13 protein-coding genes and 1 other annotated feature (1 of these 14 only partly in view) are annotated in these 13,957 nt (G+C 39.7%); all 13 genes read right to left on the bottom strand.

Annotation, left to right across the window (positions count from 1 at the left end):
* Positions 1–40 (bottom strand) — a sequence feature (ribosomal protein L21 leader region); it reaches 32 nt to the left of the window's first position.
* Between the two features lie 192 nt (positions 41–232).
* Positions 233–1,000: an NUDIX domain-containing protein gene (locus tag G7062_RS07285; protein WP_166065250.1), complete on the bottom strand. Its 768-nt coding sequence runs from the start codon at positions 998–1,000 to the stop codon at positions 233–235.
* Entirely contained in the window at positions 997–1,755 is a 759-nt protein-coding gene (nadE, locus tag G7062_RS07290) for an NAD(+) synthase (protein WP_166065251.1), read from the bottom strand. The genes G7062_RS07285 and nadE overlap by 4 nt, the downstream gene beginning before the upstream one ends.
* A complete protein-coding gene (locus tag G7062_RS07295; RefSeq protein WP_166065252.1) occupies positions 1,755–3,230 on the bottom strand; it encodes a nicotinate phosphoribosyltransferase in 1,476 nt (491 codons plus the stop codon). The genes nadE and G7062_RS07295 overlap by 1 nt, the downstream gene beginning before the upstream one ends.
* 11 nt (positions 3,231–3,241) lie before the next feature.
* Positions 3,242–4,102, bottom strand: coding sequence for a ribose-phosphate pyrophosphokinase (locus G7062_RS07300; RefSeq protein WP_166065253.1), 861 nt, complete (start codon positions 4,100–4,102; stop codon positions 3,242–3,244).
* Positions 4,099–4,611, bottom strand: coding sequence for a cysteine hydrolase family protein (locus G7062_RS07305; protein ID WP_166065254.1), 513 nt, complete (start codon positions 4,609–4,611; stop codon positions 4,099–4,101). The genes G7062_RS07300 and G7062_RS07305 overlap by 4 nt, the downstream gene beginning before the upstream one ends.
* Before the next feature lie 81 nt (positions 4,612–4,692).
* A complete protein-coding gene (locus G7062_RS07310) occupies positions 4,693–5,382 on the bottom strand; it encodes a hypothetical protein (protein WP_166065255.1) in 690 nt (229 codons plus the stop codon).
* 39 nt (positions 5,383–5,421) lie between these two features.
* Positions 5,422–5,865, bottom strand: coding sequence for a hypothetical protein (locus G7062_RS07315; protein WP_166065256.1), 444 nt, complete (start codon positions 5,863–5,865; stop codon positions 5,422–5,424).
* Between the two features lie 21 nt (positions 5,866–5,886).
* Positions 5,887–6,525 (bottom strand): DNA alkylation repair protein, encoded by a 639-nt coding sequence (locus G7062_RS07320; protein WP_166065257.1) that lies wholly within the window; start codon positions 6,523–6,525, stop codon positions 5,887–5,889.
* Positions 6,522–7,886, bottom strand: coding sequence for an APC family permease (locus tag G7062_RS07325; RefSeq protein WP_166065258.1), 1,365 nt, complete (start codon positions 7,884–7,886; stop codon positions 6,522–6,524). The genes G7062_RS07320 and G7062_RS07325 overlap by 4 nt, the downstream gene beginning before the upstream one ends.
* The gene (locus G7062_RS07330) at positions 7,879–8,613 is read right to left on the bottom strand and encodes a gamma-glutamyl-gamma-aminobutyrate hydrolase family protein (RefSeq protein ID WP_166065259.1); all 735 of its coding nucleotides are present in this window, start codon (positions 8,611–8,613) and stop codon (positions 7,879–7,881) included. Before G7062_RS07330 ends, G7062_RS07325 begins: the two co-directional genes overlap by 8 nt.
* An 89-nt stretch (positions 8,614–8,702) precedes the next feature.
* On the bottom strand, positions 8,703–10,151 hold the full coding sequence (locus tag G7062_RS07335; protein ID WP_166065260.1) for a cell wall metabolism sensor histidine kinase WalK: 1,449 nt from the start codon (positions 10,149–10,151) through the stop codon (positions 8,703–8,705).
* A 4-nt stretch (positions 10,152–10,155) separates the two neighbouring features.
* Positions 10,156–10,824: a response regulator transcription factor gene (locus tag G7062_RS07340; RefSeq protein ID WP_166065261.1), complete on the bottom strand. Its 669-nt coding sequence runs from the start codon at positions 10,822–10,824 to the stop codon at positions 10,156–10,158.
* Between the two features lie 39 nt (positions 10,825–10,863).
* Positions 10,864–13,905, bottom strand: a complete 3,042-nt coding sequence (gene dnaE, locus G7062_RS07345; RefSeq protein ID WP_166065262.1) for a DNA polymerase III subunit alpha — start codon at positions 13,903–13,905, stop codon at positions 10,864–10,866.
* Positions 13,906–13,957 lie beyond the last annotated feature (52 nt).

Genomic DNA, 13,957 nt, shown 5'->3' on the forward strand with positions numbered 1-13,957 from the left:
TTCTCACTTGAACCTTAGTTATGAGCGGTTGTATGTCTTGAAGACATGCAACTTACGCCTCTAAATGCCTTAACATTATATCTCACATAGTCGCTAATGTCTAGGTTTTTATATCAATAATCTCATATTCATGTGATTGACAGTGAACACACTAAAATACGGTCTCTCAATGCGTAATTATAATTACTAAAACACAATCGTTTTTGCGATTGATAGAACTTTCATGAATCGTTTATTTTTTTCTTATGAACAACTCTGAATTACGATGGGCTCCTGTAGTCGTGAACAATCCAGTACTTTCGACCAAATCTTTGATACGCCGTCTGAAATTATCGATTGGATGCCCATAAATAACTTCGTAAACCGACTGCAGTTCATTCAAGGTAAAGCGATCATTGACTAAATTAAACGCTAAGTATGAAGCATCTAAGTGTTCGCGCAGATTACGATAGGCATCTCGTATCATCAATGCATGGTCAAAAGGGATATTCCCCTCTATTATGTGGTTTTCACGAAGTCGTGCTTGGTAAGTGATTTCTGGCATCACGCTGTGCGATAAGGTAATTATATCTTCATTTATATTTGACTGTATAACCACATCAAACCACCCAACAGCTACCGCATCTTGGTTTGTCATAACTTCCAACGCTTGTGATTCATTCGCAGTAGTAAAATAACAATGTGAAATAACCCATCCACGCGAATCACGATTGGGTTCGCTATAGACGTTGGATAAATAAAGGGAATCGGATTCATATCCTGTTTCTTCGCATAGCTCACGCCGTGCTGTTTGATAACTAGTTTCACCAGGACGCATAAATCCACCCGGAAGACACCACTCACCCAAGAAAGGCTCAACACCCCGTTTTACCAAAAGTACTGCCAACTTACGTGGAGGTAATTTCTTGTGATTGATTTGTTGTGCATAATCACTCCGAACGGAAAAACAGACGACATCCGTTGCCACAGCTGGTTTTACATAGTCTTTAAATTCCATCATTGAATCGGCTCCCAACTCGGTATGGGCTCTTCTTTGAATCGCGATTTTAAATGCATCAAATCGATGCGTTGTTTGACTTTAGCGTCATCACATAAACCAGTTCTTATGTAATGATCTAATGCTTCATAAGTAAAACCAAACACTTCTTCATCTGTTTTAATGTGAGGTTTTTCCCCATCCGTTACGATATTAAGACCATCGATTGGCACTTTATGAATAAGATGATGTGGCAACCCTAGAGATCCAGCGACCCCTCTAATCTCCTGGGTTGTCAAATTACGTAGGGGCCCAAAATCACCTGCAGCATCTCCCCATCGCGTCGAAAATCCAATCCAATTTTCAGATAAATTGCAATTGTTAGAAACGCGTCCTCCAACAGATTGCGAGATCGCATATAAATATGACATTCGAATTCGCGCAGGAAGATTAACAGTCGTTTGCTTTGAAGGACTCCCAATCTGTGCTTCGACCGCATTCATCATCGTATCAATTGCTGGTCCAATATTAATACAGTACGATTGTATTCCTAGGAATTGAATCACATCGTTTGAATCCTCTATATCATGCTGTACTCCTGCAGGCAGTTGAACACCAATGACACGATCTTTACCCAACGCCTCCACACACAGTGCCGCGACAACTGTACTGTCTTTTCCGCCAGATATCCCAATGACCGCCTTAGCATCAGGTCCATTTTCAGAAAACCACGTGCGAATCCAAGTCACAATTTCATGGCACATTGTATCGTAATCCATTAGAAGCCCCCTTTATGAAGTCTTTGTCGAATATCATGAAGCGACTGTTCATTGTAAAGCACACCATCTTTAAATACGTTTTTGTATGCCGAGTCTTTTTTCGGAAGGCTTGTTTCAATATAACCGTCTTTGACTTTTAGTTCGCCATTTTCTAAAAAGACATGGCACATCCCCTTTTGTGATTTCTTAAAGTTTCCCGTATCTGTGATGGGTTTCTTTTCAATCATGATTTCACGGCCATTAACAACACCATACGTTGATTTTACCGCAATCCCAAACGTATCTCGCGTAAAGGGTTGCATTACACCATCGGTTTCAACACATTGCATCGAGAAACTCCCAACACCAAGCGATACATTCTCACAAGAAAATCCTTGTTCAATCAAACGCTTATAAATTGCACGTGCGCGTTGCGGTGTGATGCTATCACCGTATATTGCACGGATATGTGGATCTAAGACCTTATATCCTTTGGCATTTGTTTGACCACCGAATGTATCCCACAATCTAAAAACCGTTTCAGTAACAATTTCAACCGGATCCCCACTGTCCCCTCTAATATATAGAACGCCATCATGATTAAGAACATCCTGTTTGCACTTAGGGAGAATCGTGTCAATAAAATGCCAATAATCATAGCTATCGGCAACCATCGAAAACGAATGGTGCGGATAAATTTCGTTCAGCAAACGTCTTAGCATCGTAATTTCATCACCATCAATGGAGAAATTCGAACACATAACTGAGTGTTCTGTCGAAATTCCACCAACAGCGACATCTCCAGATTCAATGTTGCAATTATAGTATTCTTCAAGAAAGTGAATCGCAGGAACGGAAGCGGTTTTCATAAATGAAAGACAAAACGCAGCCGAACTCCGGATGGCACTTTCTAAGCTCTCTTGACCACGCATTGAGAAATCGCCCAACGCCATCGAACGCTCAACGGTTTCTTCAACCGATTGTGCGTAGAATTCATCGACTATTTTACGATAAGTATAACCAACATTTGCGGAAATCATTGGATGCCACAACGAACAACTCATCAATGTTTCGATACTATTGACCAACCAAGGAAATTCAGGGTGTGTATTACTGATTTCGATCATTGGAACCTGAACAGGAACACGCGTCCCTTCTGGAAGTGCGTTAATTTCTAAAGGTAAATACCCCAAAGCATGCAAGGCAACGATTTTATCTATTTTATAGGCGCCACTTCCCATGGTGTTATCAAGCATTCGAGTGTATTCTGCAACCACTTCCGCAACAGGTCGATGAAAGAAGTTTCGATTGAAAATATCAATAAGATATTCTTTCAAGAATGATTGCAATCCGAACATAATCAAATGATTTTCATCTTGAATTCGTGACATACGAGGTGTAAAGTACGACACCAGCTTTTCTGTACCCTGTGGATACTGTTCAGAATGGGTAGTTTTATAAAAATCGCAAAGTAATAATGGTGTTAGATTTGTCATGTGTTTCTCCTTTAAATTAATATGAATTGTTTTAAATCATTTGTGTAACATTTTTGCTCTTTCAATACTTCAACAATTGAGTCAGCAGATGCTAAAGTCTCATCGTAGAGTGTATCAAGAGTGTAGATGGTTCGAATCAAGTCATTGGTAATTTCTCCATGATCAACACTGTTCTCGCAATGCGTCACACATAAGTCAATAATACCCGCTCCTTTTTCTTTAAGAGCAAGTGCTGAATGATAAAATGTACCACCATAAGAGCAAATATCATCAATCATTAAGACGGAGAACTCTTCAGGAATCTCACCATGAATGTCCAAACCAAGAATATCTCCTGTTTGCCAATCACGTCGTTTTTCACCATAAAGTACGGGGAGGTTATAGCGCTTCACAACAGATTCATATCGTTTCTTCGCACCAGCATCTGGGAAATAAACAACCAAGTTACGCTGCTGATTCAGTATTGCAATCAGTTTTTCATGAACATCGAATGGGTGAAAGACAACAACACGATTTAACGATGCTTCACCAGTGATTGCCGTTAATGAATGTGGATCAACCACAGACACGGATTGGAAGTTCAGGCTATTGATGAATTCACAAAAGTATTTCAACGTAAATAGTGTATTTCCATCTTCAACACGATCCATACGGGCGTGCGGCAAATAAGGCATCTCCAGATGTATAATTTCAGCTTTACGTTCTTGCAAACAACGGGTGATGCAAAGTAAGAGCATTAATTCATGATCACCTTGATACCACCAGCGAATTACAGCAGATTCAAGGTTATTAAGTTCTGTGGGGATTTTAGCATGAAGAGAATGGTCGGGAAACGAATGATTCTCTATAAGAACCCCATTTACTGTAATCATAAGACATTGACCTGATTAGATGCCAAGACTGTCAATGCTGCTGTATGATTTTCTGGTGTCAAACCTGCACAACAAGAAGCATCTACTTGAATAAGAAGTTCGGGTCTTTGCGATTTTAAGATTAAGGCATTTGATACCACACAGATATCTGTACAAACACCAATAATCTCAACACAATCAATATCAGATGGAACATAATCAGATAAATTCATAATGCCGAATGTTTCCTTTTCAATTATCTTTGCATCTTCCACCGCAATGCCGTCAGCAATCTGCCATCCCCATGTGTTTTTTATACAATGTTTGATTGGCAGGTTTCGCCCTTCTTGCGTGTCAAAGTACGTATCATCATAATGCGTGTCCTGCGTGAAAATCACAGTATAATTTTCGCTTCGATAAGCAGAAATTTTCGCTTTAACTGATGAAGTAATTTCCTTTGATTCCGGTGTCCCCAATGTTCCAGAAACAAAATCATTTTGGTAGTCAACGACAAATAGCATTTTCTTCATATGATGTCCTCTTTTCTTTACTAATTAGATAATATCACTTTGATAATAAGATGTCAACGAATAAAAAAAGCCCACAGGCTTTCATTTAAAGTTTGATTGTAAATCTGCGCATTCAGAATCACGATCAATAGTTAAGTCATTCACTATCAACGTGGCAACACGATGACTTGCTTCTAGGTCTTGGATATATACGCTTGCAGAAAAAGATTGTAAGAACACTGTATCGATAATCGTCGTAATCGTATCCACGCTATAATTATCATCTACCAATATACGTTCTGTGATTTCTCTACTTTCGCCATCGTATTCATCACGTGGGGCGCCTATGCACAACAATTCGATGGTATCCCAATCATCGATGTGTTTTTTTATTGTGACATAGAGTAATTCTCGCAAAAGGCCTTCCACATCTCCTGTATATCGGAAAATGCTTATTTTCTTATGGATTACACTACAGTCTATCACACAAGCGTTAAGTGTTATCAATACAATTGCATCATCCCCTACCAATCGTCGCCAACGCAAAAAAACAGCTTTCAAAAACACTTCAAATATCGGTAGGTTATCGAAGTGAAACCGATGCCATATTGATTCTAATTGTAAGTACAAATTGTCTGTTTGCAATTGTTCCGATGACGCATCATGCCAAAAGACTATCGTGAATTTCTGTAGAATTCGCTCACCATCATATTTAATCATCAGTTTCTCATCAGCAAAAGACTCAACGATAGCATTCAAAGTTTTAATAACCCTAAGGTTAGATTTACACATTTTTTAACCGCTCCTTTGCACATGATACATCAACGAACATTAATGCTGTTTCAGCTGATCAAAATATTCCATTCCAAATACTGCAAATTTAGCGGCATTTGATGCACGAATCAAACCAATTAAAATGTCGTAATCAGCTTGATACACTGCTTCCTCGTATAAAATCAAACCATGAATCGTGTTGATAAAACTCAAAATCACTTTGACATCCTTTAGAACTGACTCTTCTAGCAAACTAATGCGGCACGATATCTCACTGGTTCCACTATCGTCGCGGAAGATACTAATATGGGTCTTTTCCAAATTGCCATACACACAGAGGTCTTTATGCCACGTCTGGCCTATACCAAAGATATTTTTTATGTTAGCTATCGCTAAATGTGTTATATCGTTGCTTTTCCAGTCTAGAATTCCTTCATCACTTTTACTCATTTCGATATTCTCTGCACGAATGATATCAAAAGAAAACTGCCAAAGCGCCATACTACACCTCCTGCCTAAATTCTATGCAATTAGATTGTTTCGATTAACATGCTTGTATACGTGTCGAACACTTTCATCCGTTAAATCCCATGTCCGAACTTCGGAAATTATTAACTCGGCATGTTTCTTGCTAATATCGCGTAATGCATTGCCCACCGATTTTCGCACATACTCACTGGAATCACTTCGCATCTTCGACAAGTATGCAACCGCAATTTGCGGATTGTCTTTAAAATAGGGTCTAGACGTCCATACGCGAAGCCCCTCTGTTACAGCGCGGCGTACATTCGCAATATTTGAATTCAACCATTCTTCAATCGTTGGGATTGCCAATACATAGGTTCTATCCGAACAGAATTGATCAAAAGCCATGGCAAGAATCTCTTGAACACGCCAATTCACATCTTGGGAAACAACCTCTTTTAAGTACCTTAACACCGTTTCGCTTTCATTTGCCAGGGACCCATATAAGAAAACAGCAACCATGCGAACTTGATGGTGTTCTGATGCGTAAAGTGCATCCGCAAGGAAAGCTATGAACTCATGGTTGTGTTCATCCAACAAATCTTGAGCGACATCTTTCATCGGTTTAAACCCATTGTTTACAATAACAACCGCATCACTCACTTCGCGAATTGTCGCCTCAATATTCGCTGTCATGATAATGATTTCTTTGTTTGAGAATCGTAAACAAAGACAGCAAACGGAATGACAACATAGCCGACAATCATCGCAAGAATGGCTAATACATTAATATTTCCATCTGTGGTGAATTGCCCAGCCCAGTCAAACATCATCAGCAATACCACGGTTAGGATAATTGACAGAATCGGAAATACAAAGTCTGTAAATTTGCTCTTTACAGCATTAAGTACCGGTTCTTTGCTCTTCCCAAGGTAAAACAGAATAACAGCTAATGGCACAATGATAAACTGAACAAACCGCGATATTGCGGAAATTACCATAATGCTGGACATTTGATAATCAAAAGCAATTGGAACTGCAATTGCAAGCGTCGCAGTGAGCATAAAGGCAATAAGTGGAAAGCCATTCTCTAAACGCTTGGCAAATATAGCAGGAAATTGCTTTTCCTGTGCCATTGCTTCAATAACACGTGGCGTATGAAATGATGCAGCAACATTGATCCCAAACATGGAAACCAGTGCACCAATTATAATGAGTCCTTTAATAAGAGGTTGGTCAAAAACAGCCGCGAGTACAACGACCTCTTTTGAAAGTGCGAGCGCTTCTGGGTTTAACATCATGGAAACCAATACAATACCAATATAGAAAACAGCAATTATACCAACTCCCAGTGGAATTGCACGTGGCAAATTAACTTCTGGTTTTTCCATGTCTTGTGATCCACTCGCAATACTTTCAAATCCTGTAAAAGCATAAAACGCCGAGACAACACTCATGACAAAAAGTGATGGATTCATTTGTGGTATTTCTCCAGAAGCAACAAGATTGTTGATTTCATTGAAATGGTTTTGACCGGTAGAAATTAAAATCCATCCGCCGGCAACAATTGTGATTCCTAAAGCAACCATTTTTCCAATCGTCGAGAGGTTTGAAATTAATGTGAGTATTTTAGTTCCGACCATATTCACAATGAGAAGAATAAGCATCAAGACCAAAAAACCAATCGTTATCGCACCATTAGAGGGGTCAACACCAAAAATACTGAATGTCGTACGAACTACCGCAGTTGCCATGACACCCCAAGCAATTGCAGCTGAGAAAAATCGCGTGACCCCAACATAAAGGCCGACTTTGTCTCCAAAACCAGCCTTAGCATAGGCATAGGCGGCTCCCCCTTTGGAAACATATTTAGATGCCGCCGCAAATGTTATTGCAAGACACGCGGCAAACGCAGCGGCGCAAAGATAAACAAGCGGTGCAAGTTTCCCTGATGATTTAACAACACCTCCGGGTGTAAGAAAAATCCCTGATCCAATAATCGAATTAATCGTCAGTAGAACAATTGACCAAAATCCCATTTTAACTGCTTTAGACATGACGCTCACCTGCCCATTTCACTAATTGTTTAAAAATAGCATTCATTGCCTTTTCCGTTGCACTTAGCATTTCTGGATGCCATTGCACACCATAGATCAGGAGTGATTCATGTTCAACCGCTTCAATGACGCCATCATCAGCGTGACCTACAGCAATCAACCCATCACCAAGTTGTTTCAGTGTTTGATGATGAAATGAGTTAACCAAGAGATCATCACCCAAGAGTTTATAAAGCATTGAGTTCTCCTTAAATCTCACCGTATGTGTCAATAGAGTTGGGCCACTGCCTTGATCGTGTTTGAGAATATTCGCAGCACCATCCATGTATGATAAATCTTGATGAAGGCTACCACCAAAGAATACATTCATGATTTGCAACCCTCGACAAATCCCAAGGACCGGGATGTTGTAGGATACTGCATACTTCAAAAGTGTTAATTCAAACAAATCACGTTCTGGAAAAACGGTTCCCAAACGTTGTTGTGGTTGTTGTTGATAATTAAGCGGCCACACATCATGACCCCCTGATAAAATAAGCGCGTCCACCCCTTCGAGTTGTGCTTCGATAACCGATGGGTCAGTGTTGAATGGAATCATTATTGGGATCGCTCCATTGCGAATCACTGCATCCACATAGTCTTTATTCACATAAGTACGATCATAACCTGCAAACGCACCACTTGCATCCGTAATGACACTTGTCGAAATTCCAATTCTTGGCTTCATAATTACGCCTCCTTGTACTACTCCTATTATAGCAAAAAAGTGTCAGCAATTAGCGACTGACACTTATCTTTAACTCTAAAAACTTGAAACTATATTTTTTCAACTTTGCGTACTGATTTCTTTGCACGCTTATTACGACCCAACGGCGTCTGTTGTTGCACTTGTTTTAAAGTATAGTAGAAACTTGAGCCACGACCAACCTTAGATTCAACCCAACAGCGTGAGCCCGTCGCATCACAAATCGCTTTAACAATTGATAACCCCAAACCCGAACTCGCTGTGTTTCGGATGTAGTTCTTATCAATTTTGTAGTAACGGTCCCAAACATGATCAACAACCGCAGCCTCAATTCCCGGTCCATGATCACTTACAGATACAATAACTTCATCATGACTTAAGGATGCTTCAATAATGATTTTATTATCATCACCCACGTATTTTGTCGCGTTATTTATATAGTTATAGAGCACTTGCCCCATCTTTATTTCATCTGCAACCACTTCAAGATCATCCGGAACCCTAACCTCAAAGTCAATATTGAGCATTTGAAACAAATTAATCGACGCTTGCACTTGATCAACGAGCTTGAACTGAGTTTCTTTAATATCAAATACTTTTGATTCATACTTCGATAATGTGAGCATATCATTGACCAAGCGTTCTAAATGATTGACTTCGTCGACGATAACATTGAGATGTTTTTCTCGCATCTCTGGATTATCACCTGAAATATCTTGAATCATCTCCGCATACGCTTTAATCATGGTGAGTGGTGTTTTAATATCATGACTGACATTTGCAACCAAGTCGCGACGTAACTCGTCGGTTTTTTTGAACTCTTGGGTTGCAAAGTTGAGTGTGCGTGAAAGTGCCTTGACCTCACTGTACTCTGTTTCATTAAACTCAACAGTTAAGTCACCTTTTGCCAAACGGTCGGCATTCTCCGTGATACTTACAATAGGACGTGAGAGACGTCGTGAGAGAATGAATGTCACAAAGGTTGCGAAAGAAAACACTGCAAGAGCCACCAAGCCAAACTGACGTTTGAGCACAAATACTGTCGAATCCAACAATTCAATTGGTGTATTGATGAATATGTAATATTGATAATCTGAAACAGTGGCTACTTTTCCATAAAAATACATTCCCTGCTCCATGATTTCACTGTTAAAGCGAATTGAGAAATCACTTGTTGGTGATGTATCGGCCATGTGCATATATTCTTTGACGACATCAGAGCGCAAACCCTTAATATGGCAGCTGTTCCCAATATCATCACCGATCATAATTTGAGTGCCATTTTCATTATAAATAGCACCACACATGTTTTCTTGAGCAAGCATCTTAGAAAACGATTTTTGCGCATTAGAAAAATCGTCTCGGGCTAGGAGACGTTCAATTTCTGTAACCTTATTCTGGATTGTTTGTGATCGGTTACGTTCATAATACGGTCCAATGAAAGAAATTTGAAGCATCCACAGGAATAAAAGCATTATTCCTGTGAGTACCAAAAAATAGAACCATATTCTAAAAGCCATGTTTTTAGTTGAGGACTTCAAACTTATAACCCGTTCCACGTACCGTTACAATGTAATCACGGTAAGGTCCCAAGTTTTGACGTAACATTTTGATGTGCGTATCCACGGTACGGTAATCGCCATAATAATTGTAATTCCAAACCTTATCGAGTAAAACATCACGGGATAACGCTTGATCCTTGTGTTGAATTAAGAAGACAAGCAAATCAAACTCTTTGGGTGTGACGTTGATGCGTTCACCGTCAACAACTAAATTTCGACCTGTGATATCAACTTCAAGCCCACCATAAGTGTAGACAGAGTGCTTCAACCCTTTTGCACGTTCTGCAACAGCTTTGATTCTCGCCATGAGTTCTCGTGGTGAAAACGGTTTTGTGACATAGTCGTCTATTCCCAATTCGAATCCGAGCAGTTTATCGAATTCTTCTTGGCGTGCTGAAAGCATAATAATGGGGACATCTTTTATTTTCTTAATTTCACGACATGCTGTGAACCCATCCAAATTAGGCATCATAATATCGAGAACAACAACATCATAGTCATCTTCCTTAATCATTTCAATTGCTTCTGCACCATCTGATGCTTCATCACATACCAAACCCGAAGCTTTCGCATACTCTTTGGCAACCTCGCGGATTTTTTCTTCATCATCTACAATTAAAAATTTTATCATTTGTATCACCTCTCGTTATGTTAATAATACACGAAAACACTAGTTGTTTTCAAACTTGACAATATCTTGAACGATAATCGATTCTTTATCGCGTATATTTCCTTTTATAAGTACCAGCGAACCAACTGACAAGATATCCTTAACTTTATCATATAGGTCAGGAAATACAACTGCATCCATGGTCCCAGTGTCATCACTGATTCCTAAGAACGCCATCATTTTACCGTTTTTTGCACGATGGTTCTTCACAGTTTCAACCATAGCAATAACACGATAATATTTATCACGCGGTACGACATTCACAATCGAATCCGTATCGTGTTTTTGTTTAAGTGCAACAACTGGATGCTCTGTAAAATAGAAACCCAACATTTCTTTCTCAAAATTTAACGATGTCCGTTGGTTATCTGTGACCTCCGTAAACAAAGGCTCGCTAATCAAACCATAATTTAAGTACTTTTCATCGCCGCGATCAACTTTAATGATGTTGGCATATCGAATTGCTTCTTCCAACGAAGCAAGCATGGCCAGACGGTTGTAACCGAAGTAATCAAACGCACCACCTTTAATTAAAGATTCGAATTGTGCTTTCTTAATACCGATTAAATTTAGCCTGCTTATCGCATCATTGAATGAAACATAACTGCCATTTTTTTCGCGTTCCGATACAATCATCGTACTTGTTGCGGTCGTAATCCCTTTAATAAGTGTGAACGGCAAACGAATCTTCACACCTTCAAGTGTATAGATGGCTTGGCTGAGTTCAAGGTTGGGACTCATTAACAATACATTACGACGTCTGCATTCATCAATGTATTGACGTGTTTTCACATCACTTCCCAAAACACTGGTTAACAAATATGTATAGAACATATGAGAATAGTTTGCTTTTAAGTATGCAAGTTGGTAGGCAATCAAACCGTAGGCAACCGAATGCGATTTATTGAACCCATAGTTCGCAAACTTTTGTACTAAATCAAACAGTTCAACTGCAAGTTTCTCGCTATGCCCATTGTTGATGCATCCTGCAATAAAATCATCACGAAGACTGTCGAGCTCTTTTGCATTCTTTTTACCCATCGCCTTCCGTAAGATATCCGCTTTTCCAAGCGTAAATCCAGCCATGATCTGAGCAACTTGCATGATTTGTTCTTGATAGACCAAGATACCATGTGTACTCTCGGTAATTTCTTTAAGTTTCGGATGAAGGTATGTTACCTGCTCTGGATGTTCTCGCAAACTAAGGTACATGGGTATATTTTCCATTGGTCCTGGTCGATAAAGCGCGATGGTATCAACAATATCCATAAAACGATTGGGCTTCAATTTGCGAAGCAAGGCTTTCATACCATCGGACTCCAATTGAAATACACCCACAGTTTCTGCCTGAGAAAGTAGCTCAAACGTCTTGGTGTCATCCAATGGGATTTTCATAATATTGAATGGCTTCGTCTGATTGATTTGCTTCGATATGTTATCAATTATTGTCAGATTTCGTAATCCTAAGAAGTCAATCTTTACCAGTCCGATTTCTTCAAGGTGCACCATGTCATATTGGGTAACTTGTGTTTCCTCATCCATTTTCAAAATCGGCACAACATCTTGAAGCGACGTTGATGATAGAACCACACCTGCAGCATGCACAGAGGCATGGCGCATGAGTCCCTCGACTTTAAGTGCCAATTGATAACACCGTTGGTGGCTTTTCTCTGCATTGATAAAGGTTCTGAATTTTGGAACATTCTCATAGTTTTCTGATAAATAACTTGCGGATATCAATTTTGCTCCCGTATCAACACTTCGAATCGGAATTTGCAAAACACGTCCGACGTCACGAAATGCTTGCCGAGCACGCAGTGTTCCAAACGTTACAATGTTGGCTACATGATCATCGCCATATTTGTGTTTGACATATTCAATAACAAGATGTCGCTTGTCATCGGGGAAGTCAATATCAATATCGGGCATCGAAATACGTTCCGGATTCAAGAAGCGCTCAAAGATAAGATCATAGGCAATCGGATCGATCTCAGTAATTCCCAATGAATAAGCAACAAGAGAACCCGCTGCACTACCACGCCCTGGACCCACATAGATTGACTCTTTCTTTGCGTAGCGAATAATATCATAAACGATAAGGAAATAGTCCGTAAAATTCATGTTGTTAATTACTGACAATTCATAGTTTAATCGTTTGGTATAACCATCAGACAAGGCATCACCCAGTCGTTTTTTCAATCCAAATTCACTGAGCTTGCTTAAATAGGTTGCATTATCGACATCTTGATTTGTAATAAAATGAGGGAGTCGCGTTGTAATGGCAAAAACATCGACAGAGCACATGGCCGCAATGTCTTCGGTGAGTTTCAGTTGACGTTCATGATACATGTTTGCCATCGCTTCAGGGGTGTAGAAAAATCGATTGGGAGCGGACACAAGTGTTTTATCCTCTAAATATGTACCACGATCAATGGCTTGGACAACACGAAAAGCTTCTTCATCCCCTTGTTCTCGATAATAGACTTTGGGAACTGCGACAGTCTCAACATCGTTAAATCGGGCAAGTTCATCCAGTTTTGCATTGCTGGTGTGAAAGAAACTCGATTCTTGGTGCGAGATGCCAACATAAAATGATGGGAAGCGTTCCTTTAATGACCGAATATTTTCGGCGACTGCCTCAAGATTATCCTTAAGCAGATCACTTTCGAAAGGACCATCCTCAGAATATGCAATAAAAATGAGATTTCGATTGTACACCAAAATATCTTCAAGGGTAATTGATTTGCGAACACTCAATTGATAAGCAAGATGCATCAAACCTTGATATCCTGCGTTATTCTTTGCCAAGAGGAGTGATGTATAATGACCGTCTTCAACGTCAATCGTAACCTCAAGTCCAAATATGGGCTTAATACCCTGCTTCTCGCATGCTTTTTGAAAATTTAGGGCACCAAACAAAACATGATGATCGGTAAGAGCAACCGCAGACATATTGTTTTCTTTGGCCAATCCAACAATGTCATCGATTGACATAAGTCCATTCAGCAATGAATAGGAACTTCGAACACTTAGATGTATCACAGTCTCACCCCTTTTCACCTATTATAACCCATGTACCAAATTAAAAGAACGC

Source organism: Erysipelothrix sp. HDW6C (assembly GCF_011299615.1).
Classification (GTDB): domain Bacteria; phylum Bacillota_I; class Bacilli_A; order Erysipelotrichales; family Erysipelotrichaceae; genus Erysipelothrix.